Source organism: Allobosea sp. GW822-FHT05A11 (assembly GCF_058800455.1).
In genome coordinates this window covers 1,060,212-1,083,968 of the sequence record NZ_JBXAMI010000001.1, presented here as the reverse complement: position 1 = coordinate 1,083,968, position 23,757 = coordinate 1,060,212, and the positions used below count along the sequence as shown (strand labels likewise).

29 protein-coding genes are annotated in these 23,757 nt (G+C 62.4%); 7 read left to right on the top strand and 22 right to left on the bottom strand.

Translation table 11 applies throughout. The features are described 5' to 3' along the window. From AC1RLU_RS05405 to AC1RLU_RS05390, 4 genes are all read left to right on the top strand, one after another. The coding region (locus AC1RLU_RS05405; RefSeq protein WP_492794297.1) for a hypothetical protein at nt 1-250 on the top strand (250 nt) is incomplete at its 5' end. Then, complete coding sequence (locus AC1RLU_RS05400; protein WP_492794296.1) at nt 243-494, top strand: hypothetical protein; 252 nt, start codon at nt 243-245, stop codon at nt 492-494. The genes AC1RLU_RS05405 and AC1RLU_RS05400, both read left to right, overlap by 8 nt. Then, complete coding sequence (locus AC1RLU_RS05395) at nt 491-1,090, top strand: hypothetical protein (protein ID WP_492794295.1); 600 nt, start codon at nt 491-493, stop codon at nt 1,088-1,090. The genes AC1RLU_RS05400 and AC1RLU_RS05395 overlap by 4 nt, the downstream gene beginning before the upstream one ends. A 171-nt stretch (nt 1,091-1,261) precedes the next feature. After that, nucleotides 1,262-1,495: a hypothetical protein gene (locus tag AC1RLU_RS05390; protein WP_492794294.1), complete on the top strand. Its 234-nt coding sequence runs from the start codon at nt 1,262-1,264 to the stop codon at nt 1,493-1,495. A gap of 72 nt (nt 1,496-1,567) precedes the next feature. Here AC1RLU_RS05390 and AC1RLU_RS05385 read toward each other — a convergent pair whose 3' ends face one another. The 3 genes from AC1RLU_RS05385 to AC1RLU_RS05375 all read right to left on the bottom strand — a co-directional run bounded on the left by AC1RLU_RS05385 (nt 1,568) and on the right by AC1RLU_RS05375 (nt 2,961). Then, on the bottom strand, nt 1,568-1,897 hold the full coding sequence (locus tag AC1RLU_RS05385) for a hypothetical protein (protein WP_492794293.1): 330 nt from the start codon (nt 1,895-1,897) through the stop codon (nt 1,568-1,570). A 108-nt stretch (nt 1,898-2,005) separates the two neighbouring features. Next, complete coding sequence (locus AC1RLU_RS05380) at nt 2,006-2,224, bottom strand: hypothetical protein (protein ID WP_492794291.1); 219 nt, start codon at nt 2,222-2,224, stop codon at nt 2,006-2,008. Next, entirely contained in the window at nt 2,221-2,961 is a 741-nt protein-coding gene (locus AC1RLU_RS05375; protein ID WP_492794290.1) for a glycoside hydrolase family 19 protein, read from the bottom strand. The genes AC1RLU_RS05380 and AC1RLU_RS05375 overlap by 4 nt, the downstream gene beginning before the upstream one ends. Before the next feature lie 98 nt (nt 2,962-3,059). Between AC1RLU_RS05375 and AC1RLU_RS05370 the strand changes: the two genes are divergently transcribed. The 3 genes from AC1RLU_RS05370 to AC1RLU_RS05360 all read left to right on the top strand — a co-directional run bounded on the left by AC1RLU_RS05370 (nt 3,060) and on the right by AC1RLU_RS05360 (nt 4,725). Next, on the top strand, nt 3,060-3,734 hold the full coding sequence (locus AC1RLU_RS05370) for a GDSL-type esterase/lipase family protein (RefSeq protein WP_492794289.1): 675 nt from the start codon (nt 3,060-3,062) through the stop codon (nt 3,732-3,734). 11 nt (nt 3,735-3,745) lie between these two features. Continuing rightward, a complete protein-coding gene (locus tag AC1RLU_RS05365) occupies nt 3,746-3,970 on the top strand; it encodes a hypothetical protein (RefSeq protein WP_492794288.1) in 225 nt (74 codons plus the stop codon). 341 nt (nt 3,971-4,311) lie between these two features. Beyond that, nucleotides 4,312-4,725, top strand: a complete 414-nt coding sequence (locus tag AC1RLU_RS05360; RefSeq protein WP_492794287.1) for a CatB-related O-acetyltransferase — start codon at nt 4,312-4,314, stop codon at nt 4,723-4,725. Here AC1RLU_RS05360 and AC1RLU_RS05355 read toward each other — a convergent pair. The 19 genes from AC1RLU_RS05355 to AC1RLU_RS05265 all read right to left on the bottom strand — a co-directional run bounded on the left by AC1RLU_RS05355 (nt 4,651) and on the right by AC1RLU_RS05265 (nt 23,745). Then, on the bottom strand, nt 4,651-6,840 hold the full coding sequence (locus AC1RLU_RS05355; RefSeq protein ID WP_492794285.1) for a hypothetical protein: 2,190 nt from the start codon (nt 6,838-6,840) through the stop codon (nt 4,651-4,653). The two genes, AC1RLU_RS05360 and AC1RLU_RS05355, sit on opposite strands and share 75 nt — an antisense overlap. Further along, nucleotides 6,840-7,184: a hypothetical protein gene (locus AC1RLU_RS05350; RefSeq protein ID WP_492794283.1), complete on the bottom strand. Its 345-nt coding sequence runs from the start codon at nt 7,182-7,184 to the stop codon at nt 6,840-6,842. Before AC1RLU_RS05350 ends, AC1RLU_RS05355 begins: the two co-directional genes overlap by 1 nt. After that, the gene (locus AC1RLU_RS05345) at nt 7,181-8,143 is read right to left on the bottom strand and encodes a hypothetical protein (protein WP_492794281.1); all 963 of its coding nucleotides are present in this window, start codon (nt 8,141-8,143) and stop codon (nt 7,181-7,183) included. The genes AC1RLU_RS05350 and AC1RLU_RS05345 overlap by 4 nt, the downstream gene beginning before the upstream one ends. Nucleotides 8,144-8,415: 272 nt before the next feature. Continuing rightward, the gene (locus AC1RLU_RS05340) at nt 8,416-9,933 is read right to left on the bottom strand and encodes a hypothetical protein (protein WP_492794279.1); all 1,518 of its coding nucleotides are present in this window, start codon (nt 9,931-9,933) and stop codon (nt 8,416-8,418) included. 665 nt (nt 9,934-10,598) lie between these two features. After that, nucleotides 10,599-12,596 carry a hypothetical protein gene (locus AC1RLU_RS05335; protein ID WP_492794278.1) on the bottom strand — a complete coding sequence of 666 codons (1,998 nt, stop codon included), beginning with the start codon at nt 12,594-12,596 and terminating at the stop codon, nt 10,599-10,601. Nucleotides 12,597-12,602: 6 nt separating this feature from the next. Continuing rightward, complete coding sequence (locus tag AC1RLU_RS05330) at nt 12,603-13,298, bottom strand: hypothetical protein (RefSeq protein ID WP_492794277.1); 696 nt, start codon at nt 13,296-13,298, stop codon at nt 12,603-12,605. Nucleotides 13,299-13,310: 12 nt separating this feature from the next. Next, nucleotides 13,311-13,835 (bottom strand): HNH endonuclease, encoded by a 525-nt coding sequence (locus tag AC1RLU_RS05325; protein ID WP_492794275.1) that lies wholly within the window; start codon nt 13,833-13,835, stop codon nt 13,311-13,313. An 11-nt stretch (nt 13,836-13,846) separates the two neighbouring features. After that, complete coding sequence (locus AC1RLU_RS05320) at nt 13,847-14,107, bottom strand: hypothetical protein (RefSeq protein ID WP_492794274.1); 261 nt, start codon at nt 14,105-14,107, stop codon at nt 13,847-13,849. Beyond that, complete coding sequence (locus AC1RLU_RS05315; protein WP_492794273.1) at nt 14,104-15,516, bottom strand: packaged DNA stabilization protein; 1,413 nt, start codon at nt 15,514-15,516, stop codon at nt 14,104-14,106. The genes AC1RLU_RS05320 and AC1RLU_RS05315 overlap by 4 nt, the downstream gene beginning before the upstream one ends. Beyond that, nucleotides 15,516-15,854 carry a hypothetical protein gene (locus AC1RLU_RS05310; protein ID WP_492794272.1) on the bottom strand — a complete coding sequence of 113 codons (339 nt, stop codon included), beginning with the start codon at nt 15,852-15,854 and terminating at the stop codon, nt 15,516-15,518. Before AC1RLU_RS05310 ends, AC1RLU_RS05315 begins: the two co-directional genes overlap by 1 nt. A gap of 69 nt (nt 15,855-15,923) precedes the next feature. Further along, a complete protein-coding gene (locus tag AC1RLU_RS05305) occupies nt 15,924-17,069 on the bottom strand; it encodes a phage capsid family protein (protein WP_492794270.1) in 1,146 nt (381 codons plus the stop codon). Nucleotides 17,070-17,244: 175 nt separating this feature from the next. Next, on the bottom strand, nt 17,245-17,739 hold the full coding sequence (locus AC1RLU_RS05300) for a hypothetical protein (protein WP_492794269.1): 495 nt from the start codon (nt 17,737-17,739) through the stop codon (nt 17,245-17,247). A 10-nt stretch (nt 17,740-17,749) separates the two neighbouring features. Further along, a complete protein-coding gene (locus AC1RLU_RS05295) occupies nt 17,750-18,616 on the bottom strand; it encodes a hypothetical protein (RefSeq protein ID WP_492794267.1) in 867 nt (288 codons plus the stop codon). A gap of 95 nt (nt 18,617-18,711) precedes the next feature. Continuing rightward, on the bottom strand, nt 18,712-20,679 hold the full coding sequence (locus AC1RLU_RS05290; protein WP_492794266.1) for a portal protein: 1,968 nt from the start codon (nt 20,677-20,679) through the stop codon (nt 18,712-18,714). Then, a complete protein-coding gene (gene terL, locus AC1RLU_RS05285; protein WP_492794265.1) occupies nt 20,680-22,143 on the bottom strand; it encodes a phage terminase large subunit in 1,464 nt (487 codons plus the stop codon). Further along, entirely contained in the window at nt 22,106-22,369 is a 264-nt protein-coding gene (locus tag AC1RLU_RS05280; protein WP_492794264.1) for a hypothetical protein, read from the bottom strand. Before AC1RLU_RS05280 ends, terL begins: the two co-directional genes overlap by 38 nt. A gap of 3 nt (nt 22,370-22,372) precedes the next feature. Next, complete coding sequence (locus AC1RLU_RS05275) at nt 22,373-22,570, bottom strand: hypothetical protein (protein ID WP_492794263.1); 198 nt, start codon at nt 22,568-22,570, stop codon at nt 22,373-22,375. A gap of 105 nt (nt 22,571-22,675) precedes the next feature. Continuing rightward, complete coding sequence (nusG, locus tag AC1RLU_RS05270; protein WP_492794262.1) at nt 22,676-23,386, bottom strand: transcription termination/antitermination protein NusG; 711 nt, start codon at nt 23,384-23,386, stop codon at nt 22,676-22,678. Nucleotides 23,387-23,412: 26 nt separating this feature from the next. Then, the gene (locus AC1RLU_RS05265) at nt 23,413-23,745 is read right to left on the bottom strand and encodes a hypothetical protein (protein WP_492794260.1); all 333 of its coding nucleotides are present in this window, start codon (nt 23,743-23,745) and stop codon (nt 23,413-23,415) included. Nucleotides 23,746-23,757: the final 12 nt, after the last annotated feature.

Sequence of the window (23,757 nt, the reverse complement as noted above, 5' to 3'; positions counted from 1 at the left end):
GTCGGCGCCGAAGGACGGGCGCGATATCGAAATCCGCACATTCGACGGCTTCGAGATGAAAGCACGGTGGGAGCGCCTAGGCTTCGAAGACGAGGACGGGAAGAGCGTCGGCGCCTGGGTCGCCTCAATCGAGGGGGAACATCCCGATTGCTGGACAGATGGCGCCTGCTGGCAATCGAACGAAAACGAGATGCCCTCCGATCCGCCGATCATGTGGCGCCCCGCCAAGGAGAACGAAGGCCATGGCTGAGAAGCTGACATGCGAGCATTGCGGCAAGATGCTGGCCGATCAAAACGGCCTCTTCAACCACATTAAGGCGAAGCACCCGAAGGCCAAGCGCGCCCATCTGCGGCCGATCAGCGAGCCCTCTCTCGGAGAAGAGCTTGCCGAGGCTCTGATCGCCTACACGGCTGGAGACCCGGTCCCGGAATATCTGCTCGCGATGTTCCCCGACCAGTTCGAGGAAGCGCGCCGCCTTGGAGCCCCGCGATGAGCGATAAGCTGGATGAGGAGGAGCAGAATCCAACCTGTGCAAAAAATGCACAGGTTCAATCAGCCCCTGCCGCGATGCCGGGGGAGCGGGAAATCCGGCGTATCGTTGACGACGCATTGAACAGCGCGATTCCGGAGCCTTGGGAGGTCAGCGCTCATGCAGCCCAGCGCATCCTCAACCTCTTCGCCCCGATCCTGGCGGAGAAGGAGCGGGAAGGCGCGCGGCGGGCAACGATCTTCCAGCGCAAGCAGGCCGACGCGTGGGTCGAGGAGTACAAAGCCCGCGCCCTAGCCGCCGAAGCAGCGCTCGCTGCGGAGAGGGCCAACGCAGTTGACGGCTCGATCGACATTCGGCTGGACGACAAGGGCGGCATTGACGAGATTTTCGGCAACGGCGTCCTCTGCCACATCGAGCGCATGGACAAGGGCCATTGGTTCATCAACATGGTCCGGCCAGACCAATCCAGTGAGGCCTTCTGGCTCAACGGCAAGGGCAAGGTCGAGTTCACCTTGCACGAGCATCGGAAAGCCCCGACGACCGGCCCGAACGTCGATCCGTGGACCATCGCAGCAGCCATACGGGCGCAGGGGGAGTGAGATGGAGGAGGTTAGACGAGCTTTCAATCGCCTAAGGCGTGCCATCCGTCAGGCGCTCATCGAATGGATGGTCGGGAAAGTCATCGACATGGAAGGCGACGAATGGTCGCCTGAGTGCGCGATTGCCTTCCATGAGTGGTTTAAGCGACGCCCGGAGATCGGCCAGAACCCATGAAGCTCCCGCTCCGCATCCACCGCTTTAAGAACAGCTTCGGCATCACGGACGCGAACGACATCACGATCTGCTACGTCTACTTCGACAAGGGCAATCCCGGTGAGCGCGCTATTCGAAACCTCATGTCGGAGGAAGAAGCCGAGCCCATCGCCAAGCAGATAGCCCGGCTGCTGACAGATGCTGAAACGCAAAAAGGCGCCGGCAGCCCCGATGAAGGGACCGCCGGCTAGTTCAACAGGGAGGCGAACCGAAAGGCTCAGGAGCCATTCGAAGCCGGTAACGCCGGCCAGACGATCAACGGCTCAGGGCCGCGATGGGGATGGCGCCGCCGTCCAGCGATCAAGCAGCGCTTCAATGCGAGCCGTCGAGCGCAGAACGTTGCGGACATCGCCGGCAAGCTCTGCGGTCTTCTGACGGTCCTCGGCAGCAGAGCGGCGCATCTCCTGCCCGTCGTTCTCGACGCGGTCCAGCCGCTTTTCGATGCGACCGATGGCCTCCGCCGCCCGAGTGTCCGCATTACTGGCGTCTCGCCACCAGAGGGCCGCACCTACCACGAGCACCGGCACGGCCCCGGCGAACGCAGCGACGACCCGACCGAAGAACTTACCGTCGTCGTTGACCTTCATGCTCATGGGCGCCACCCGCAGATTTTCATGCCTTTGGAATTGTGGACCGCGATCTGGTTCAGCGTGCCTCGAGTGTCCTGCGAGTTGGCGACGATCGGCCCGAACACCTGGCAGTCACCGCCGCCATGGGTCTGGCAAGATGCAAGCAGGATCGTTGCTGCACAGAGCGCCATCACGTTCCACTTCCCGAGCCGCATTGGCTGCCTCCGTGTTCTTCTGCGCCACCTTGGCGAGAGCTAGCTTTTCGCCGTCGATGCGGCCTTTGACGTAGACGCTGCCGAGAAGAGCGAGAGCGGCGGCGCAGGCGATTCCTATGAGAGTGAGCCGCGTCATGCCGGCTTCCGGTTCACGGTGATGAAGCCGGCCTTCCAGGCGATGAGCGCGCCAACCATCAGCAGCAGCAGCAAGGCGAAGGCCCCAAGCGCATAGGGGTTGCTGATCGCGCCGAGCAGCGTGACGCCAAGGCCTGCGCCGGCCGTCAGGGTGAGGTTCCCGCTCGTGGCGGGGACATCGTCCGGCTTGGCCGCTTCCGGCTTCACATCGGCCGGTTGCTCTTCGTGCGCCGCTCTGATCGCGTCGAGGAAGTTCTTGTGATAGCCGGCGATCAGCTTGGCCTTGTCGGTGCCGTTGACGATGCGGCGAGCCCCTACTGCGTCGTCCGTCGTGTCATTGAAGTACCCCGACAGCTTCTTGCCGGTGAACATGCCCTTCGTCATGCCGTCGAAGAGCGCGCGCAGGGCAATCGGCCAAGTCAGAAGCTGCCCCGGCTTCGTGGCGCCGAACTTGCGGTGATTGGCCTCCCATGTGACCTGCACGAGGCCTTCGCCAACCCACGGGTAGTAGGGCTTCTTACGCAGGTAGGCTTCGCCGCCCATCTCGCGCACGGGCTGCATGGTTGCGGCCGTCTCGTGGAAGGTCGTGGCGAGCATGTAGGCCAGCCAGCGGTCATCCCGCAGCTCGCGCCGCTCCCATTCGTCGAGTATCTGATTGAGGCCATCCACCTGAGCCTGAGAGAGCTTGCCGCCGAACGGCGCGCGGCGCGCATAGGCGAAGAACGTCGTTCGGTTCATGAGAATGGCTCCAAGGCAACAAAAAACCCGCCGGTCAGGGCGGGTTGGGGTGGCAGTGTTCGGCTTTGGATGTAGGTTCAGGGAAACTGGAGAACCCGATGAAACTGGTACTGGCGCTTGCGGGCTTGTTCGCCTTCACACAGGCAACGTCGGCAGAGTGCCTGATGTCCATCGCGTCAACGACACCAGCCCCACCGCCTCGGGAAGCAGCACTGAAGCGGCATGCAGCCTTGGTTGCTGCTCTCGAAAAGACGAGCCCTCGCTTCGTCGTGATAGGCGATTCAATCGCTCAGCAATGGCCTCAGGACCAGATCGCCGCACTGGCAGGCGGAAAACCCTCGTTCAACCTTGGCGTAGGTGGCGACCGGACGGAGCATGTCCTTTGGCGCCTGGCTCAGATCAAGGCGGACCTTTCCAAGGTTGAAACCTACGTACTAGCCATCGGGACGAATAATCTGACGGCGCGATATCCTGCCTGCTCAATCACTGCTGGGATCGATGCGATCACGGCCGATCTAAAGAAGCGATCCCCCATGGCGAAGATTGTGGTGTTGAACGTTCCAGCCCTCTTCCGTGAAGGAGACCGGTTCGAGGACGTGCGACAGGAGGTCAACAGCGCCCTCAATCACGGCGGCGGCAAAGTCGTTACGATCTCCGGGCAATTGCCCTGCACGCAGACGGAATGCGCGAACTACAAGCCCGACAGAACCCACTTGTCATCCCAGGCATATGCCGCCATAGGGCGAGAAGTCACCGCTATTGAGAACAAATAAGCGAGGCCGGAATGTTCGAGGTTGGCAAGCCTGTCACCGTTTGGCGTCTCAGCATGAACTTGGTGCCGAGGTCGCTGAGCGGGACAATCGCGGGCGCTATGGATGATAAAGGCAGATGGCCGGTGCAGTTTCCCGGCGCCATCATTCCGGTAAGCCTCACGGCCGATGAAAACGGAGAATTCTGGCCGGAAGAACTCGGCTATAAGGCTGACGCGGAAGCGACGGCTGATCTTTAGAACCGGCTGGCTCCAATCGGGCGAACCGTTGTACACTGGGGGCCGACGCGGAGGCCCTCAAGGTCAAAAACATGGCATCAACCATAGCTAAATCCGCATCCGTCTCCCAAAAGGTTGTCGTTGAAGACCCCGTTCACATTGGCTTCCGGTGCGAGGTTCACTCGGGGTCGCTTGGCCGGTACACGTTCATTAACACTGACACCGTGATCTACGGCGCGGAAATTGGCCGATATTGTTCTTTCGGCCGGGGATGCCAAGTCGGGTGCGCGGAACACCGCGTCGACACTTTGACAACCAGTTTGGTCGGCTTTTCTCCAAATTGGTTCCCTGATGATCCGGTGATGACCGCCCTGGATCGGCACATGCCAGCTTGGCACTCGAAGCGCTCCGGCCCGACTGTCTTGGGCAACGATGTCTGGATCGGCGCGTCAGTCATTATTTTGCAGGGTGTCGAGATTGGCCACGGCGCTGTTGTCGGGGCCGGCTCGGTCGTTACCAAGGACATTCCGCCCTATGCGATCGTCGGCGGCGTTCCCGCGAAGATCATTCGATATCGTTTCGAGCCGGAAGTCGTAAATCGCCTTCTGACTGCCAAGTGGTGGGACCTGCCGCCAGAAGAAGTCGCAAAATTGCCTTTTGCAGACATCGAAACATGCATCAAGACAGCAGGCGAGTATTGGCTACGGCAACCAATACTCGCCAACGATGTAGAGGTTGCCGGCGGCGGCGATCTGGCCTCCATTGTAGAACACTGATGTCCCGCCCGGCTTGACGATGCCGAGATAATTGTCCGTCGCGAGGAACACCGTCGAGCCTGCCGCCGTCGTAAGATTAAGGCCGGTCGACAGCTTTTGATCAATCGTCCCCATGATACGGGTGCCGGCTGGGGCATCGACCGGAAGACGGATCGAAATGGCTGATGTGTCTGCCGTGTCGAGACCCGACCATGTCAGGCTCATGACGAACGAAATTCGTTTGCCGATGCGATGCCAGCGCCAAGAGCAGGTCTGGCTCGTGACCGTCACGAAGTTGAAGCCCACTGTCGTGCCGGAATATTCCTGACAGTTCAGGAAATCTGCGTGGCTCTTATCGCAAAGGATGAGTTCCTTACCGGGACGCTGCGAAAGCAGGCGCCGGTTCCCGCTCAAATCTGACCGAGGCGAATCATCCAACTCAGGAATGTCCGACGTGCGAGGCTGCCAATCGACGTCAAGCGTCCCGAGTGTCCGGAGGTCGTCCATCCCCGCCGCGCCATCAATTCGGATATTGCGCGTTTCGCCCATCGGCGCGGCAGCCCAAGTATTTTCGAACGGGCTAGCCCACGGCGAGGCATACATGTGCCTCCCGCCCTCCGGCTGAAGGCTCAGGGCATAGAAGTCGAGCAGATCGTGAAACTGGAAAGTCGCGCTTTCGTACGACCGTCCCGAGACCTGCGCCTTCTGCGGGCCGGACGCGACGAGGCCCCGAATTGAATATCCTGAAATTTGATAGGCCGCCTGCTTCGGCAAACCTAGTTCTTCAGCCGACAGCCCCGAGTGGTGCCAAATGCTGGTTGCAATGATCGGCCCGAGCTCCGTCCCAGCATAGCCGGAGTTCGCGTGCCTGATATGCGCGATTGCGGCCGGCGAAGGCGAAACGCCGTTAAAGCGGAGATTCGCGCCGTTCATCGACGTGCTGGTATAAGTCGTCGCGACATTATTGCTGTTGCGGAACGAAGTGCCGCCCGCCGGGTCGAAATAATGCTCGTTGGACCAGAGGATTTCGAACCAATCGGCGCCAGCGGCAACTACGCGCCACCGGTCAGGCGCCCGGATAGCGAAGCCGCAGACACCTTGACCCCGAATGTCACCGAAATAGCTCCCCTCGCCGCGAGATGCAGAGACTGCGGTCAGAATGGCAGAGAACCCGATACCCCTGAAGTAGCCCACGCATTGGACGTCTTCAGCGCGCACGTATTCCGCATTGCGTGCCACATAACCGAAGTCCCAATTTCGCCCGAGACCGGTTTCCGCAGGATCGTCGTACGCCGAGATGCCGTCCTGGCCGAGAGCCGGAACGATGCGACACCCTGAGAGGCCACCGAACTGGCTGTCTTCATCCATGTAGAACGCGGCGGAAAGCTGCTTGAGCGTAGCTGGCGTGGTCCCGCTCGCATCGGCGTTATAAGCCGACCAGATCTTGTAATAGGTGCCTGGGTTGTCCGTGTCTTCGCGATGCCCGCCGCCTGGACCCATCGACGTAATTCCGGGGAAAGTGAGGGTCTGAGCCCCATCTTTCCAAAGGAGGAAGCTCGTACCCTTCCAGCCCTTCGGACGGGCGGGGTAGACCGGTTCCCACTCATCCGTCCCAGAGCAATAGAGCTTCACTCCCTGCGGGATATGGATAGGAGTTGCGCCTTTTAGATAGATTTGGCCGCGCCCGTAGACGGCCCCCCCGCCCTTTAGCGCGGCAGCGTTGAGAGCATTCTGAATGCCGGCGTCGTTCGCGTCAGCGATGGCGTCGAGGCTAGCATCGCCATTCAGCGCTAGAATCTGATCCTTCGTGTGGCTGACGACGGTGAAATCTTCAAGATCGACCAATGCCCCGAGCTTTTCGAGGACCGAACGCGCGATATAGCCAGGAAACGGCAGCATCCCGGTCAGAAGCGCGTCCTTGCCATTCGCGAGGATGCTGTTTTTCACCCGCAGCGGCGTCATGGTCTTGGTGTTGTCGATCGCCTCGATTGCTTCCTGTTCGGTCGCGGCAGGGCGGACGCCAGCGCCGCCGATGGTCACGACGCCTCCCGTACGGGTTACGGAGATGCCCCCAGACCCCTGGATCTTCGTGGGGAATTTCGGCGCAATACGAATGCGCAGTGCAGGCGTGGCCATCAGCGATAGCCTCCTTCAATGATCGGAAGATTGGCGATGACCGGCTCGGCAATCGTGCCGGTGATGCTGTCGGTGAAGCGGATGTTGACGGTGTAGGAGCCGGGGCAGAGGCACTTCATCTGCGCGGCGGTGAACGAGAACTCGAAACCATCGCCGGCCAGTTCAAGAACGCCGTCAGAGGTCGACCCGTAGAGCAGCCGGCAACCGTTCTGGTCGCGGGCTTCCATCTCGACGAGCGTGTCGGTCAGGTCCCACGCGGTTCCGGTCTCATCGTCGAGCACTTCGACGTATTCCGACCAGTCCGCAGCGTTCGGCGTCGGGCCGAAGGACAGGAGCGGCCTCACAGCTTCACCAGCACGTAGACGAGGGCCGTGGGCTGCATGTTCGGATGCGCCCCACCGCCGCCGTTACTAGCAATCGTCAGGTTGTGGCCGTGCGCGCCGCTGCCGCCCGTCGTGCCCGCGCCGCTATTCACGGTGCCGCGCGAGAACGAGCCCGCGCCAGTCGCGCCGTCCTGATTGTAGGTGTCGAAGGTGTGCGTGTGCGCGCCATTCACATCGGCAGTCGAGCCGGCATGGCTGTGCGCCGGCATCTGCGCAGTGGTCAGGATGTGTGTTGCGGCGCCGGCTTGGCTGCCAACCGCTGTCTTCGACCCGACCGTGAACGTCACGGCGTCAAGGATCGTCGAGGCCGTCCCGCCCATGCCGATCAAGCCAGTCAGCGCGCGACCCTGGAAATTCGGGAGTGTCAGCGTCTTGCCGGCGGCATAGTCCGTCGCGGCGTTCGCGCCTCGCCCGCCTGAGACCGGGGCAGCGGCATCCGCCACGTTGTCGTAGATGTAGGTGAACAGCGACAGGGTGTCTTCGTTCGCCCTTGCGGTCGCCCCCGACACTGCATTGCCGATGCTCTGGCCGTTGAGCGGGACATAGCCGTCGAGAAGGCCAAGGGACGTGATGACGGTGCCAGTCTGCACGCGCTGCGAGATTGGGACCGTCGTGTCGATGACCGGTGGCGCCGGGTTCGCAATGCCGTCATCATCCGACAACAGCGTTTCGTCCGCCGTGGTGATGCGCTCGCGGTAGTCCTCGTAAGGCAGGTAAATGCGCGGCCAGCGGCCATTCGCGTCCGTCTCGATGGCGTCAGGGAAAGCCGGGAGAGCCACGCTCAGAGCCGGGTCGGAAAACACCGTGAGCGGCGTGGTCGTGCCGGCCTCAAAGAATTGCAGCCGCGCGCCAACCGCAACGTCGCCATTGAGGTCTAGCGCGGTCTGGCGAGACAGCGGCCAGGTCGAAGCTGAGGCCATGCGGGGGCTCCAATAGAAAAGGCCCGCCGTGTGAGGGCGGGCCTTGGGCAGGAAAGCCAAGATTTCGGACGCGAAATGCTATCGACTTGTCAGGGTCGAACGGTCAGAATCGGGGGATGAAAGTGTTGTGGTACGTCGCTCAGTCGCTATTCATCGGGTGGTTGGTCCACGGCGTATGGGCAACAAGGCCCAATACGACAGCCGGCGAGATAGCGATTTTGATCGGGATCGCTATCTGCCTTTGCGCCTTCCTAACGGCCTGCATCACCCAATCATGGGACTGGTCGGTTCGCCGCCTGAGAGGCTTGCGTCGCCATAATAGCGAGACGAGCGGCCATGGCTTGCGCTTGGTTGGACCCCGGAGCAGCGCGCCCAAGCCGTCGAAACAGGTCGATGGCGTTCGGGTCCGTGAATAACTGCGCAATCTGCTCGGTATTCCTACCCAAGCGCCACTGCTCGTAAGCCTCTTTCACGCGGCCCGGCAGCTTGATGCCACCTGTCGCGATGGTGTTTGCGGCCTCGCCAACGGCGCCGCCCCGACGAAGGATGTCTTGCGCCTCTTGGTTGAAAGCCGTCTGAGACCCGATGCGCTGGCGCTGCCCGGTTGCGCTGAGCACATTGAGAAACTCATCAAAGCCCTGAAGCGCCTGCGGCCCGGCGACGCCTTGGATTGCAGCTGCGAGGTTTTCGGCCTGCTGCGTATTGCCACGAAGCACGGCGGCAAAACCGGCGCCCCCGAACTGGTTTGCACCACTCTGGAGGGCCTGCGTCGCTTCATTGAAGACGCTTTCGATGTGAGCGCGGACAATCTGCCTCGCTGCCATCGGGTTCCGCTGCGCTAGAGCCCCAACGGTACGGACGATCTCAGGTGCGCTCCCCGGAAGCGGGTTAGCTGGGAAGAGAACGTTGATGGCTTCTCTTGTGGTCGTATCGCGCGAAGCCAGCTTCCCGATAGGCCCCTGCATGAGAGGGTCGATGAACTGGCGCGTGATAGCCTGGTGCGCCTGCCTGCCCTGTGCGAGCGCCGGGCTGGCTGCCTGCAAAGCGTTATCGAGTGGTTCCAAGGCTTCGGCAGCGTAGCGGGCGGCGCGGGCTTCCGTACCAGTCTGGCCAACCGGAGCAGGGCCGGTGAATTGGTCCCGAGCTGAGCCGTATACCTCATCGAGACGCCCGACGTTCGTGTGAGGAGCAGCGGCTTCTCCCGCCGTTGCCGGCGTCGTCTCATAGCGAATGACGCGCCCGGTATTCGGGTCAGTAACTGCCGTGCGCGTAGCAGGCGTACCAGCGGTCGCTTGACGAGCAATCAGGCGGTCCCGCAGTTGCTGCGCTGGCGCGGCAAGTTCAGGAGCGCCCGCTCTGGCAATGATCTCGTCAAGTTGAGCGATGACACCATTGATAGCCTCCGGCGCCACCTCATCGGCAGCGGCGCGCTCATAGAACGGGCGCGTCTGCGCAGAGCGAATGGCGCGCGCGTCGGTCGCTGTGCGTTCAGCGGCCTCTCCAATCGCAGGGCCAATGGTTGAAGGCGCCTGTAGCGGCGGTGAGATCGTGTCGAACTCTCGGCGAGCAGCCGCTTCGATCTGACCCGGCCGCTGAGCCATGAAGCCGCCCATGACATCGCCGCCGCCCTGCGAGCCTTCTACGACGCGCTGCATGTTGGTCAGGCCACGCCCGCCTCCGCCGCTCGCCTGCGCGATGGCTTCGGGCCAAGTCAGCGCGACCCCACGAGCTTGTGCTGCCTGCATAAGCTGCCCCGCCGCTGTGATCGTGGCGTCGTCGACACCGCGCATGCCTCCGGCAACAGCGGCTTCGGCAGTGCTAGGCCGCGTGGCAAGCGCGCCGCCTATCCCACCGGCAAGCGCCCCGACGAGACGGGCAGGCGCTTCCAAGGACGGCGAAATGTGACCGGCTGCCCGACCAAGTCCCTCTGATGCGAGCGCCGGAGCGAGAACGCCCCCGACAACTCGCTGGGTCATCGTGCCGGGCGATAGGATTCCGGGCGCAAACTCGCCGACTGTCGCTGCGACCTTCCCGACTTCTGTCTGGGGTTTGTATTTGACGCCGGGGACGAGCATCGCAGCCGCGTCCGTCAGAGCTTGACCCGATATGACCTGACCGGGGCTAGGAACACCCGTCCTCTCTCGGATGATATCTGCGGACGGGGGGTTAACCGGGGCATCCCAAGAGCCGGTCTTGGCGTAGTTCACAGCGCGGCCAATCGTCTGGTCTGCTACGAAATCGGCCGCAGCGCGCCCCATGCTATCAATTGAGCCGGGCAAACCGACTAGGCCCAATGCTCCGCGCGCCAAACCCGACGCCCCGGACTTCGCCACATCCTCGACAACGCCCGTCTTCGCCTCTGCAGGCTTTACAATGGGGTCGTTATCCCAAGGCATGCTGCTCTTCTTGGACGGCGCCGCCGTGACGATCGGGTCATTGTCCCACGGGTTGGCCATCAGCGCTTGGTCCGAATATTGCCATCGGGGTCAGTGTATTGGTCGCCCGGCTTGAGCGCGTTATAGGCATCAGCGGATGAGATAGCCGGCGCATTGCGCTGCTGATGGTCGACCCGAGCGCTTTCCTTGAGGGCCTGCCCGACTAGATCCGGGTTCTGCTTCCTGAACTCGCGAAAGGCTTCGAGCGGGTTAGGCAGCGAGCGCAGTTCCTTTTCAGCTTGGCCGCGCGTGATCTCTTTCTGTGCAAGGCGGCTGGCGATATCGGCACGAGCAACGTCGTTCCGACTGGCCGCCTCGAACGTGTCGAGGATCATTTCACGAGCGGCCGGGGTGTTCGAGAGCGGCCCAATGGCCCGCATGAATCCCTTGAACTCGATATCCGAGGTAGAGCCCGAACCGGGCGCGCGAAGGGTTGGCGCGAGCCGGTTCGTGATCGATTCGTAGAGCTGGATATCGGAAAGGCCGTCGACCTTGATCCCGAGGCTTTCCGCATAAGGGCCGATGGTCGACTTCAGATTGGCGGAAGAGCCCTGCGAGCCGAGGCGGCGCGATGTCTCCCGCAACGTCTGGATATCAGCTAGGCGCCCCTGCGCTGCATCCCCTTCCGAGATCAAATCGTTGAAGCGCTTGGCCTGCCCTTTGCCAAGCTCCTCTTCGAACTTGTTCTCACCCTTCTGGTTGATGTCGACCTTCGTACCGGCTGGCCCGAACTTGATTTCGCCTGAACGCGTCTTGTATGCGGCCTGGCCCTGCGGAATTCCAAACGAGGCGCGCTCTTCGGCCGACAACGGGGTCGCGCCTTCGCCCTCAACCTCGCGGCGAAGCTTCTCCGTCTGAAGCCGGGTCATCTCCCGCTTATCGGGGGCGTTCTCGTCGGTGTATTTCTGGCGGGCGTCAATGATGGATTTCGCCATCGCCTTCTGGCCGTCAGATGCGCCGGGGTTGTTCCAGATGCCGTAAAGCTGCTGCGTGGTGACGCGCGGGAACGGGTCGTTCGGGGGCAACATGTTGCCCGGAACAGCAAAGCCCTGCGCCTGCGTCGGAGTGGCATTGGCGCCCTGAGGCGGGAGATCGGCTGCACCAGCAACCTGCGCCGGCTGAGCGGCACGCGCCGCCTGCTGCTGCTCAAGGCGCTGAACATCAGCCTCGGTCTCAGCAACTTGGACAGGCTGTTGAGCGGGCACAGGAGGCTGGCCGCCGAAGCGCTGCGCATACTGCGCGGTCAAGCCTTCTCGGCGCGCGAACTCGCCTTCACCGGGGCGGTTATACCCGGCAAAGCGCCAAGCATCGGCCATGATCTTGTTGGCCTCCTGCGGGGTCGACGCTGCGTTCAGGCGAGGGATAAGCGTCGGGTCTTCCTTCGCAAGGAAGGCGGCCTGCGTCTCAGGCGAGCCATTGCCCTGTTCCCCGCGCTCTGCGGCGAACCGCTGAAGGCCCTGAAGTCTCTCAGCCCGCCACGACATGATGCCGCCGGACGTGCCAGCAGCGCCGCTTTCAGAGGGGTCTGACCATGTCTTGTTGACGTTTTCCGGGCTGTAGCCGCTCTCCGACTTGCCATAAGCCGCGACTGCGCCAAGACCAACGGGGTTCGTCAGACCGGCCTTCTGGATCGTGCTGACGAAGCGGTTTTCCACTTCATTGGGGGAGCCTAGAGATGCTGGGGCGGCCACCGGGCTCGCTGAGCCGCCACCTGAGAAAATGCCGGCAATCCCCTTCTGAGCGTCGAGCTGCTGCTGCTTCTGGCCAAGCGAGAGCAACGAAGCACCGCCCTGCGTATCGCCAAGCGCGACGAGACCGAGGCCGACCTTGTTGTAATCCGCCTTCCCGCTCGCGAGGCTGCCGAGAAGCTGCTGCTTCTGCTGCTCAAGCTGCTGCTTCCGAATATCGCCCGGCAGGTTGCCCAGCGTCTGGCCAAGGCTGGAGAAAGCGTTCCCCTCCGCGCTGTAGTCCGTCCGCATGTTGGGGATGGCGAGAGCGCGGGGCGTGAAGACAGCCATTGCCGATCACCCGAACAGTTTCGTGAAGCCGCCAAGGAGGCCGCCAGCGCCGCCACCAAGACCGCCCGTCGCGAGGCTAAGACCGCCCTTGAGCAGGCCCGTCCCGATATTGATGGCGTTCGCCTGGTTCTGGCTCTTGGCCTGATCGCCCGCCAGCAGCGCCTGTGAGCCGAGGCCGACGATGCTCTTGGTCGTGTCGTCAAGGACGTTGGCACGGCCGGTGTAGTAATCCGTCGCAGCGCCCGCCTGCGTGCCCAGAACGCCAGCTTGGCCGCCGACGCCCTGCTGATACATGTTCAGGTATGGGTTCAGCGCCGCGCGCTCCGCTCCGAGCTGCTGTCCTGCCAAGCCCTGCGCAAAGGCCAGCGTGTCGGTGTCGGTGTTGCCGCTGTTCAGCATGCCGCCGGCCGCACGCGAGCGCTGTAGAGCCTGCAAGCCGGAATCGAGGTTGAACTGGTAGCCAGCGTTACCCTCAAGTGCCTTCTGGATGTCAGCGCCAGATCCGAGGGTGAGAGCGCCGTACTTGTCGAGGCCGGGCTGACCGGCAGCCGCCATCCCCGAATAGAGATTGCCTGCCTGTCCCAGGTAGCCCTGAGCGGCGTCATAGCCCTGTCCAAGCTCGCCAAGGACCTTGCCCTGGTTGTCCTGGAGGAGACCAGACCCCCACACGGCAGCCGTGCGTGCACCTTTTGCGCTCGCCATTAGGTTGCGTCCTTATGCAGCGCGCGCATAGGCGCCAAAGTGCTTGGCGGCTGCGCGAACATAGGCTTCATGAGCTTCCTGAGCGGTTTCGAACCGTCCGAGGCTGATGTTTTTGCCGTTGACCTTGATCGACGACTTCCAGTGGCCCCGCGTACCGTTCCAATGGGCGCCTTTGAGCCCGCTGGCCGCACGAGCGCGAACATTCATCTGGTTGGTCGAAGGGTCCGCTTCGCGAAGGTTCGACCAACGGTTATCCGCCGAATTCAGGTTTATATGGTCGATCTGGACGGGCGGCTCTTCTCCGGTCATCCACTTCCAGATGACGCGGTGCTCCAGCAACGTAGCGCCTTCAATATCGATGGAACGATGAGCGGCATTGCAGGGAAGAGAGCCCGCGCGCTTTCCTGCGAACTTAACGTTCCAGAACTTCTTCCCCTCGCGCGCCTTCCAAGTGAGCACGCCCGTTTCCGGGTCGTAGTCGAGGCGCGAGCGAAGATAGCCCTGGCTCGGGAGAGCCTTGGTTGCAGCACGTCGCATGTGATTTCCTGCTAGGTGAGGGTCGTCTCGACGAGCGCGCCGCCATCGTTGGCGTAGAGCTTCACAGTCGAGTCCGTGGTGTTCTTCCAGATGCGGAATTGGCCGTCTGGGATGTCGTTGATCGTCGGCGCCACGTCGGAAGTGGCGATCGTGAAACGATCGTTCAGGGCCGCCAGAAGCTGCAAGATGAAGCGGGAGAAGATGCCGCTCGGTTTGCCGCTTGGTTCGGTAATGACGAACTCAACGCCGGGGCGCGGGGGAAGCGGCGTCATGCTGCCGGCTCCACTTGAACGTCACCACCGAACAGCGAGAAATCCACCGGGTCGGACACGTCAACGCGGACCTGAAAGCCCTTCGTGCTGACAAGACCGATGCGGTTTACCGAGACGACGCGCTTATATTTGCCCTGCCTGCCCATCTCGCGCAGGACCGGACTGCCGAAGGTTGCCCCGCCATCCTTGCTGAACGAGATGGAGCACTGCGGATTGACGCCGATGGGATCAATTCCCGTCGCCTCGCCGGTCCCCGCCATGATGTCCAGCATCAGACGGGACGCGATGGGGCGCCGGGGGAAACCGCTCATCGTCGCGGAAACCACAGAGGCCGTCAGTGGCTCGCCAAACTCGAACCGCTCGGCAGTGTCGATGAAGCCGAATTTCCCAGTATATTCGTCGCCAATAAGCCAGCGGTCGAAGCACTTCACCGTGGCGGCAGCGCGCCAGCGGTCGTGCCCATGTGACGCGCGCTCGAACCACTCTCCCGTGCTCAGATCGAAGCACCACGTCCATGCAGCGCAAGACAGAGCCCAGATGGCATGCCCGCGATCGGTGTAGACCACGGCGGAAAGCGATGCCTTGTCCTCCAAGGCGCCGATATCGCCGGCAACCGAGGAATTCGAGATCGGCTTCAGGCCATCGCCCGCGATCTGGTAGACCACGCCATCGTCACCGACGAAGATCAGCGTGTTCGACCAGCCGTTCTCATGGCCAGCGACCGCGTCAGGTCCCACCAGTCCGCGCGGGATGACATCGAGGCGCGAGAACGGGAAACCGGTCGCATTGCCGGCATTCACCCAAATCTCGATGGAATACGGCCCGAAGGCGTAGACGTTCCGACCAAGCGCGATGACCCGGTAGAGCCCGTCCGGCTTGCTCTCCGCGAAGGCGGTATCGAGCGTGTTGATGGCCGTCGTGTTGAGGCCGGTCGCCCGCATCCGGGCGTTGCCCTGGCTGAAGACGAAATAGCCATCGATCGATGTAACCGAGTTGGGCGAACCGACATCGGAATCGGGATAGGCCGACACGCCCGCCGAAAGGTCGATCGTGTACGCGCTTGAATTGGCAACCGCCGCAACGTCTGGCGTCGGGCTCTTGTTGTTTCGGGCGAAATAGACGCGCGACGTTCCGGGGAAGCTGCCGATCTCCGCCAAGGTGTAGACCGAACCTGACCGCGTGATCGTCAGCAGACGGTCGGTGACGGCAGCGAGCGCAACGCCGTTGATCTCGATAGCGCCTCGGCAGCGGCCATATCCGCCCAGCTCGACAATCTGCTTGATGCCTGGGGCGCGACGGCGATTGATCCGCCCGTCAGGCAGCTTTTCCGCATAGGCGTTGATCAGCCGGCCGCCGCTCTCCGCGTATTTGCCCTTGCCCGATGAGGTCGGGAACGGGACAGCGACCATTAGAAGTATGCCTGCTTGCGATATTGCGGCAGGACCCGCCGCGACGCGGCCCGGATCAAATCTGCCTCGGCTTGCATCGCGACTTCGACGCTGCGCGCTTGAGCAAATTCAACTGCACTCTCGTTGGCCAGATAGGTCGAAAGCGGGAGAAACACCTGATCGTCAATCTCGTTTGGGTTGCCGATCTGAATCGTGCCGGATGTCGTGAGCTGAGCGATGACGGGGCCAACGAGCGCGTTGATGACGTTCAGGTCGCCAGCCGGGGGCTCTTCACCTTCAGCCGGTTTGAACAGGAGTGCCCATGCCCGCCTGACAAGATCATTCCGCGTTTTCGGCATTGACGAGCCCTCAGCAAAACAAAAGGGGCAGCCTCGCAGGACCGCCCCTCTCTGTGTCGTTCTGTGCCGTTACGCGGTGGCCGGCGCCGCAGTGAACACCGTCACGATGCCCCACTGCGTAAGGTTGGAGTTGGCCGTGTTCTTGAAGAACACCTTGCCGACGCCGTACGCCATGTCGATGCCGACGCCCTTCTTGAACTGGTAGTCTGTGTCATCGAGCTTGGTCGGCTCGGGCATCTGGCCCCAGACCAACCCCAGCGCCGAGCGGCCGCAGAGGAAGGACATCGACACGTCAACGCTCGACGCGCCCGCACCGGCCACGAGAGCGAGTTTGTCGATCTCGGGGACCTTGCGGATGATGACGTTGTCGTAGAGCAAGTCACCCTCGCGGAAGATCGGGTTATTGCGCCAGGTCGAGCCTTCGCGCGGCCGGGCATCCTTGTTGGCCTGATAGATCTCGGGATCGGCCCATGCGTCACGATAGGAACGCGACCCGACGAACATGACGAACCGCTCGTAACCGTCGTCCGTGGACAGCGGCTCGATCTTCGGGTCGGCGTCTTCGGCCTTCTCACGGGCGAGGCGCACGGTCTTGGCCGAGAACTTGTCGTCCGCAGCCGTGATGTTGCTGAGCGCCGTGGCGTGAGTCGCATTGTAGTTCGCGAACTCGTTGCCGAAGAGCAGGCGGTCGCTGTTCGAGGCGTTGAAGGCGTTCTTCGCGGCGGCATTCGCCACCGTGTAGAGCTGGCCGTTGACGCGCTGGCCGTTGGTCGTACCGAGGTTGGCCGGGGCCGACTCGGACGGGATCGAAGCCATCGCCAGCACCATCTCGTCGCGCTGGAGCGACTTGCCCCAGTCGGAAAGGAGCGGCTGAGCCTGCGCGAACAGGTCAAACGAGCCCTTCTTGACTTCGGCCTTGGTGGCGGTGACGGCGTTGCGCGCCCAGTCGAGCCAGAACCGGCAACCGTAGTTGTCGATGGCCTCTTCGTTGCCGGTCAGCGTGCCGGTCGCGATGGCCGTGTTGCGCAGGGCCTTGACGAGCGGGACGTTGATCTGATCGCCGCCGAACTTGCCCGTTTCCAGGAAGGTGCGAATAACGGCAGTGCCGTCATTGCCCATGTACGGCGAGAACATGTTTCCGCGCACATACTCGCGGATGATGTTGTTGCGGAAGATGATTCCGCGGTTGTTGGTCTGAACCGTTGAGACAGCCATTTCGAGTGTCCTGAAGACACGACAAGGCGCCCGCGCAGGGCTCCCCTGTCGGATGAAGATTCAGCCCGGTCCTCAGCCGGGCAGCGGGTTCGGATTGACCGTCTCGTGGTCGAACGTGCGGGGCGCGCTCTATCGTGGCGCGGACGAGGTAGGCGGTAGGCGGGTGTCGGGCCGCTTAGGCGGCAGCGACAGGCCCAACCCCTGCGCTGGTGGCAGCGGTTGCGCCGAAGGAGTTGGTGGCGGTGACCGTCACGGTGATGGTCTTGTCAGCATCGCCAGCGACCAGAAGATAAGTCGTCGCGGTCGCGCCCGAGATATTGGCGCCGTCGCGCTTCCACTGACGGGTGTAGGTCGGAGAGCCCGTCCATGTACCGTTGCTGGCGGTCAGGGTCTGCCCAACCGTTGGCGTGCCGGTGATGGCGGGCAGGACGCTATTCGAAGGCGGTGGGGTCGGCTGCACGGAGCCCTGCGGATAGCGAGCCCAGAAGACATCGCCCGCCCGCACGCTCTGCTGAGCGAAATACGTCCCGCTGGCGCTGAACGTGGCGATACCGTTGGTAATGGCGAGCTTCTGTCCCGCGACGAGAGCGGCGCCGGCCTTGACGCGAACAAAAACGGCGTCTCGGTTGCCGCGCTCCAAATCGGTCAGCGCGTAATTCAGGATCGCCATGGTCTAGCTCCTAGCCACGCCGGCTGCGGCCTGCGTTGAGTGCGGAATTGAAGACATCGGCCGGGTCTTCGGGCTCATCGCCCTCATCACCGGCTCGCGGGGTTGCGTTGAGAGACGGCAGCGGCGTCACATTGCCGGGCCGGACGGTCTGGGTGGTGGTGACGGGGGTCGCCTGACCGCGCGCGGCGGCGAGCGCCTTGGCGAGGAACTCAGGATCCTTCAGCAGCTCTTCCTGCTTGCGCTGCATCCAACCCTGCGGGTCGCCCTGAACCTCTTGCTCGAACGAGTGGCGCTTGTGCCAGGCCATGATGTCCCCGAACGGGTCCATGGACTTGTTGAGTTCGCCAAGGACGGCGTCCTTGTTCATCTGGCCGGCGTTGATAGCCGCGTCGAGCGCCTTCCAAGCGGCATCGACCTTCTCGGCGCCGTGCTCGCGGATCGCATCCTTCTTCGAAAAGTTCTCGACGACGGCGCGTGTCTGCGCCGTGGCCTCCTGAACCGCCTTCTGGACGGGGCTCAGGGCCTTCTCGACATGGACGCCGACATATTCGTCGGGCTTCTCCCACATGTCAGGCGGGTTGGCGGCTTTCTCGGCCTCCTGCCTTTCCTTTTCGATCTTGGCCTTCCACTCGCGGAGCTCTTCCAGCTCGCGGGCCTGCTGGCGCTTCTCCTCGTTGATCTCACGAAGGCGCCAACTCGGGACGAAGGCCTCGTTTTCCGGCTTCGCAGGCTCGGCTACCGGGGTCGGCTCAGCCTTGGCCGGTTCCGCAGTCGCCTCCGATGCAATCGGCTCGAGGGCTGCCGTCGTTTCGATTTCCGGGATTTCGCCACCGGACAGCGCAGCGTCAAAGACATCCTGTTCGCCACCATTCGACATGGTTTCGTTCTCACTTTCGCGGAGTTGCGTGGGTTTCGCCCTCTATCGCTGGGCAAGCGTTCGATGCGCCGGTATCGCTGGCGCGTGCGAACTCGTCAGGCCTCGGCCGTGGCAGCCTGCCTGTTGCGTGCAGCCTCTGTCTGCGCTTCTGCCTTCATCGCGCCGGCCTGAATGGAAGCGTTGGCCTTGATGCGCTCGATCTCGATCTGGTTGGCGGCGCGCTGGCGCTCCAATTCCATTTCGAGCCCGGCCTTCTCACGGGCGATCTGCGCCTCGTAGGATGCCCTGAATTGCGAGATTTCGGCTTCCTGCGCGGCCTTCTGCTGATCGATCTGGAGTTGCGCCGCAGCGGTCTGCACCTGAAGCTGCGCGCCCTGCTGCTTCGCCTGCATTTCCATCTGCATCTTCTGTTGCTCAAGCTGAAGTTTGGCCTGTGCCGCCTGTGCCTCTGGATTAGGCTGCTGCTGAGCCTGCTGGAGCTTGTCGAGGATCTTCTTCTTCATCGAACCCGGCAGGTTCGACATCTCGATAATAGCGTCGGGGGGGACAGGCTGGCCGCTCGACGAAAGCTGCACCAGCGTGTCGAAGGTGTCTTGCATCAGCGTGACGCTGTCCGGCCCTTCGTCGATGACGATATCGATATCCAGCGAGCCCATCGGGTTCTGGATGACGGGCTGTCCCATCTCGTTGAACGTCACCTGGTTGATCGGCATGAACTGCGCCAAGCCGTCATCGTCGGTGACGCGAATCCACCGCTCCGAGGTCCAATTGCGCTGGATCTGGTTCCACATCGCGCGATAAACACGCAGCTTCCAATCCCGATAGGACAGCAAGAACGGGCCGATGCGGGCAAGCGCTGCTTGCTGGAGCAGTTGGATGGCGCGACCGGACAGGTCTTTCGGAGCGCCGGCCTCTGCCGAAACTGGCGGGCTCAGGCCGCGCCGGTCCATCTGCTGCTTCGACTCCTGCAACATCTCAAGGTTGCCTTGAGCCTTCGCCGCGTTGTCGCGCTCGTCGAATTTGGCGCCGGAAGGCGTCTGCACCACGCCGTCGAGACGGTTGATCTCCGCTCGCAGGTCTTCAACGTCGGGAACCGTCCCCTCGGTGACGTATACGCGCGTCGCCATGAGTGCTTTGAGGCCCAGCGAGCGCCGGCTGTTGATCTCATCCTGGATCGGCTTGAGGTTGCGGACGAAGCCGTAGCGGTCACCCTCCCAATCCACATTCGCGCTGAACACCAGATAGCGCGATGTCGTGCGCCCCTTCTCGTCGAAGAACTCGCTATCGCCTTCGCGCAGGACCATGCCGCCCGTGTAGAAGGCGTATTTCCATTTGCCCTTGCGCTTGTACCACTGCTCGACGATGCGGATTTTGCGCTCGTTCGTTACAACCCAAAGGTTCTGACGGTCGTTGAGGTTCCATTCCTCCTGATATCCGCCCTGTGTCGAGATATCCTCGATGTCCTTCGCCTTGTCAGGGAACAGGCCCTTCGCGACATCGACATCGAGCCACTTCGAGACGCCCATGTAGAGGGCGTCCGAGAAGTCGTTCTCAACCGAGCGAGGGTCGTAGAAGAACGTCTCCGCATCGATCGGCTTCAGCGTGATTTCGCGGTCGCCAACGTCACCTTCCGTGAAGGCCATCTCAACGCCGGCCACCGCATCGAGCGCGCCGGTCTTCGCGACGCGCGGCGTGATGGCCTTCCAGTTGCAGGCGTCTAGCGCGTAGTTGAGCACCGACGTTGCGACCTCCGCGCCCTGCTCATGCTTGGGCGTGCGCGGGAATGCCTTCGGGTCCTGACGAAGCCGCTCGACGGTGCCGACAACGCCATCGATATTCGGCTGGATCTCGTTATAGACGACAGCCGGGCGGCCTTCCTTCTTCAAGACCTCAAGCTGGTCATGGCTGAGTTGTTCGCCGTCGTAATATTGACGGGCGATACGAGTTTCCTTCCGCTCCGGGTCCTTGTTGGTCCAATAGTCCTGATGGCGGCGCGTCAGGGTCGAGAGAGAGGCGAAATCGCCCTCGTCGTCCCTCACAGCCTTGGTGGTGAGTAGCGCCATCTAGACCGCCATGGTTGGTGCGCTCGGCCGACTGGACATGCGGGAGAAGCCTGGCGGCGGCTTGTCGTTGCCAGCCTTCGGCGCCTTGCCATCCATCATCTTGTCGAGGAGCTGTCCTACGAGGCCCAGCGCGTCCACTTGGTCATCGTGGACGCCTGCCGGGAAGCGGAGGCATTCTGAAATGAGATCGGCACGCCACGTCGCATCTGGGCTGATGTAGAGCCCATCCATCGCCATGCGGCCTCTAATCGATTGAGCGCGGACGGCCTTGTCGCCGCGCGTCGGGAATTGCTCCCGAAAGACATACGCGCCCTTTTCCCGAGCACGCTTTTCAAGCCAGGGGCCAACGCCCGCGTTGATCTGTCCTGTCTCTTCCGCCCATCCGAGCGGCTTCCATTTCTTGACCAGATCGCACCATGCATCGACCCATTCGTCGGATGCCGATTGTTTGCGCCACAGGTCCAGCAAATGCATGCGGCCGTCTGGGTCGACGCCGACAACGGCATGGACCGTGTAGTCGCCGCCGTTCGATGTCACCGCGTAGTCAGAACCGCCATATATTCGCATATGGTCGACAGGCGGGGTCTTGGCCGGCTTGAACCAGTCAGCCTTGAAATAATCACCCTCGTCTGGCGTTGGCCGCTGCTGATAGAGCGCGGACCAATCGCGCGGCGGAAGCGCTCGCTTGATACGCTCCAGCGCTTCGATGTCGTACTGCTCAGGCCACAGAGCCTTGCCGTCATCGCTGATGGCCGGCAGGTCTAGGACAACCCATCCTTCGTGATCGTGCTCAGCCTGAAGCCATCCCGACAGGTCGTCTTCATGCCACCGGGTCTGAATGACCACGACGCGCCCGCCAGGCATGAGGCGGGTATATGCAGTCGACGTGTACCAGTCCTTCGTCTTCTTGCGGATCAGCTCTGATTCCGCGTCCTCCCGGTTCTTTACCGGGTCATCGATCAGCAGCAGATGCGCGCCGCGACCTGTCAGTGGGCCGCCAACGCCAACCGCGTAGAAGGCGCCGCGCTGACTGGTAGCGTGCTCAATGCCGCCTAGCTCTCCCTCGATGTGAAACCGCTTGGCACTCTTGCTGTCGTCAGCCAGGCCAACGCCGGGGAAGATGGCCTTGAACCCGCTATCCTCGATCTGGTTCTTGACCTTGCGGCCGAAGTCGTCGGCTAGTTCCTGCGCATAAGTCGCGGTGACGACGTAGTGGTCCGGGTTGCGCCCGAGATACCAAGCCGGGAAGAACTCGCTGGCCAGCATGCTCTTGCCGTGGCGCGGCGGCATCGTGATCATGAGGCGGGTGATCTCGCCCCGTTCAACCTGCTCTAGGTGCCTCGCAATCAACCTGTGGTGCGGTGCGTCTCGATAGCCCGGCCATTGGTAGGCCGCATACGAGATGAGCCGGGAGAACGCGTAATCCTCAGCGGTCAGCTCTTGCAGCCGCTGCGACTGCGGCATCACGCTGTTCCTTGGTCTGCGTGGTCACGTCGAGGCCGCCTGACAGCGTCGTCGCGGACAAGTCTGGCAATACCTTGCCCAGCAGCTTCGTGGCTGCGGTGACCTGCGATGCGTCCATGATTGGCTTGTCGGAAAGCGCGTGCTTCGTCAGACGGTTGATGAGCTGACTTGCCTGGATTTTCTCGCGCACCGCATCAGGGTGCCAGAGCTGCTTACGAGCGGCCATCACTCACCTATTTTCAGCGAGCCACCGCTTGAGATCAGCGACCGCTTCGGCGCTCTTGTCTGAGCCCTCGTCCCACGCAACTGCATGGCGCTTGTCACCGATGGTCACGCCTATGCCGATGAGATGGCCGAAGCTGTCCTGGAACCCAACGGTTTCGGCCCCGGCCTTGCGAAGTTCATTTCCGATAGCTGTCTTGTCCATGAGAGCAGTCTACCATGAAAAAGCCCGGCAGCCTTTGGGGCTCCGGGCGGGAAATGCGTAGCAGTCCGGGTGCAAATCATGCTGCCCGAACCGCGATGATGAAATCTACGCTGCCGGGCGGATTTGGTCAAGCGGCACGGTCACTTTTGTTGCGCGCCCGAGCAGATTCATGAGCAGGATCACGCGATCAGCGGCCGGCATGCACACGACTGTTGCGCCAATGTCCTCCCAGGCCTCGTAATCCACGCGGACATCGTCGCCTTCCTTCAGCAGGAGACGAGCCTTCTTCAGCCTCTCCAGTTCCGCGAAGCGCTCTGCCTCTGCCCTGGCCTCGTCGTAGACGCCGGCTGCCTGCGCGTCGCTGATGGCGTAGATCGCCCTGCCATCGAACAAGGGCATATCGCCATGATTGCCGGTGGCAATCGGCTTTCCCCAAGAGCAGGCATTCAAGGAGCGCTTCGTGTCCTCGGTGACGGAAACGAAGATGTACCGGGGGAAGAGCGGGATATGCCTAATCCGCTTGAGGCTGCCGACGCGAACCCATCGGGTGATGACAGGGCAGTAAGCTCCGTAACCGAATTGCTTGAGCTGTGCGACCGCAACCATCTCCTGTTGAGGCCCAGTGTGCATGATGGTCCAGACGCGCGGGTGGACGATCCTGTCATTCTCCAGGACGACCGGAATCTTGTGTGCCAGAGCCGCCGGACGCGGAGGTCCGATCATCTCCTTGACCTTGCGATCGGTGCGATAGGTGGACGCAACGCGGTGTGTCTGCTGAGAGGCTTTGCCCCAGAGCTTGTGCATCTTGCCTTTCATCGCGCGTCTCCAGCCTTCGCCATGGTTCAGTCCTTCGCCCCGAGGTTGATCGGAACCCAGCGCTCTCCGTTCCACTGCTCGTAGCCAATGACCGCGACGGAATCGGCATACGTGAGGGAATGCCTGTGGCTGGGCAGTTGAGGGGTGGCTAAGGTGTGGCTATGGCCCCCGTTGGACGAGGTGAACGTGTAGCCCTCGAACGGCCGGGTCTCGAAATGAGAGATGGCGGCGCGGATTTCGCCCTTAAAGAACTTGGGCTCCGGCACAGGCGCGGGTTGGGCAGCGGACGCCTTGGCCGCCACAATGGCAGCCGGGGCTGCTGCGAACAGTCCGAAGATTCCTCGACGTGATAGGCTCATGCTACTCGCTCC

Coding starts and splice junctions, on each gene's coding strand:
- AC1RLU_RS05400 (WP_492794296.1), top strand. CDS start 243: ATGGCTGAGAAGCTGACATGCGAGCATTGCGGCAAGATGCTGGCCGAT.
- AC1RLU_RS05395 (WP_492794295.1), top strand. CDS start 491: ATGAGCGATAAGCTGGATGAGGAGGAGCAGAATCCAACCTGTGCAAAA.
- AC1RLU_RS05390 (WP_492794294.1), top strand. CDS start 1,262: ATGAAGCTCCCGCTCCGCATCCACCGCTTTAAGAACAGCTTCGGCATC.
- AC1RLU_RS05385 (WP_492794293.1), bottom strand. CDS start 1,897: ATGAGCATGAAGGTCAACGACGACGGTAAGTTCTTCGGTCGGGTCGTC.
- AC1RLU_RS05380 (WP_492794291.1), bottom strand. CDS start 2,224: ATGACGCGGCTCACTCTCATAGGAATCGCCTGCGCCGCCGCTCTCGCT.
- AC1RLU_RS05375 (WP_492794290.1), bottom strand. CDS start 2,961: ATGAACCGAACGACGTTCTTCGCCTATGCGCGCCGCGCGCCGTTCGGC.
- AC1RLU_RS05370 (WP_492794289.1), top strand. CDS start 3,060: ATGAAACTGGTACTGGCGCTTGCGGGCTTGTTCGCCTTCACACAGGCA.
- AC1RLU_RS05365 (WP_492794288.1), top strand. CDS start 3,746: ATGTTCGAGGTTGGCAAGCCTGTCACCGTTTGGCGTCTCAGCATGAAC.
- AC1RLU_RS05360 (WP_492794287.1), top strand. CDS start 4,312: ATGACCGCCCTGGATCGGCACATGCCAGCTTGGCACTCGAAGCGCTCC.
- AC1RLU_RS05355 (WP_492794285.1), bottom strand. CDS start 6,840: ATGGCCACGCCTGCACTGCGCATTCGTATTGCGCCGAAATTCCCCACG.
- AC1RLU_RS05345 (WP_492794281.1), bottom strand. CDS start 8,143: ATGGCCTCAGCTTCGACCTGGCCGCTGTCTCGCCAGACCGCGCTAGAC.
- AC1RLU_RS05340 (WP_492794279.1), bottom strand. CDS start 9,933: ATGCGCGGTGTCGACGACGCCACGATCACAGCGGCGGGGCAGCTTATG.
- AC1RLU_RS05335 (WP_492794278.1), bottom strand. CDS start 12,596: ATGGCTGTCTTCACGCCCCGCGCTCTCGCCATCCCCAACATGCGGACG.
- AC1RLU_RS05330 (WP_492794277.1), bottom strand. CDS start 13,298: ATGGCGAGCGCAAAAGGTGCACGCACGGCTGCCGTGTGGGGGTCTGGT.
- AC1RLU_RS05325 (WP_492794275.1), bottom strand. CDS start 13,835: ATGCGACGTGCTGCAACCAAGGCTCTCCCGAGCCAGGGCTATCTTCGC.
- AC1RLU_RS05320 (WP_492794274.1), bottom strand. CDS start 14,107: ATGACGCCGCTTCCCCCGCGCCCCGGCGTTGAGTTCGTCATTACCGAA.
- AC1RLU_RS05315 (WP_492794273.1), bottom strand. CDS start 15,516: ATGGTCGCTGTCCCGTTCCCGACCTCATCGGGCAAGGGCAAATACGCG.
- AC1RLU_RS05310 (WP_492794272.1), bottom strand. CDS start 15,854: ATGCCGAAAACGCGGAATGATCTTGTCAGGCGGGCATGGGCACTCCTG.
- AC1RLU_RS05305 (WP_492794270.1), bottom strand. CDS start 17,069: ATGGCTGTCTCAACGGTTCAGACCAACAACCGCGGAATCATCTTCCGC.
- AC1RLU_RS05300 (WP_492794269.1), bottom strand. CDS start 17,739: ATGGCGATCCTGAATTACGCGCTGACCGATTTGGAGCGCGGCAACCGA.
- AC1RLU_RS05295 (WP_492794267.1), bottom strand. CDS start 18,616: ATGTCGAATGGTGGCGAACAGGATGTCTTTGACGCTGCGCTGTCCGGT.
- AC1RLU_RS05290 (WP_492794266.1), bottom strand. CDS start 20,679: ATGGCGCTACTCACCACCAAGGCTGTGAGGGACGACGAGGGCGATTTC.
- terL (WP_492794265.1), bottom strand. CDS start 22,143: ATGCCGCAGTCGCAGCGGCTGCAAGAGCTGACCGCTGAGGATTACGCG.
- AC1RLU_RS05280 (WP_492794264.1), bottom strand. CDS start 22,369: ATGGCCGCTCGTAAGCAGCTCTGGCACCCTGATGCGGTGCGCGAGAAA.
- AC1RLU_RS05275 (WP_492794263.1), bottom strand. CDS start 22,570: ATGGACAAGACAGCTATCGGAAATGAACTTCGCAAGGCCGGGGCCGAA.
- nusG (WP_492794262.1), bottom strand. CDS start 23,386: ATGAAAGGCAAGATGCACAAGCTCTGGGGCAAAGCCTCTCAGCAGACA.
- AC1RLU_RS05265 (WP_492794260.1), bottom strand. CDS start 23,745: ATGAGCCTATCACGTCGAGGAATCTTCGGACTGTTCGCAGCAGCCCCG.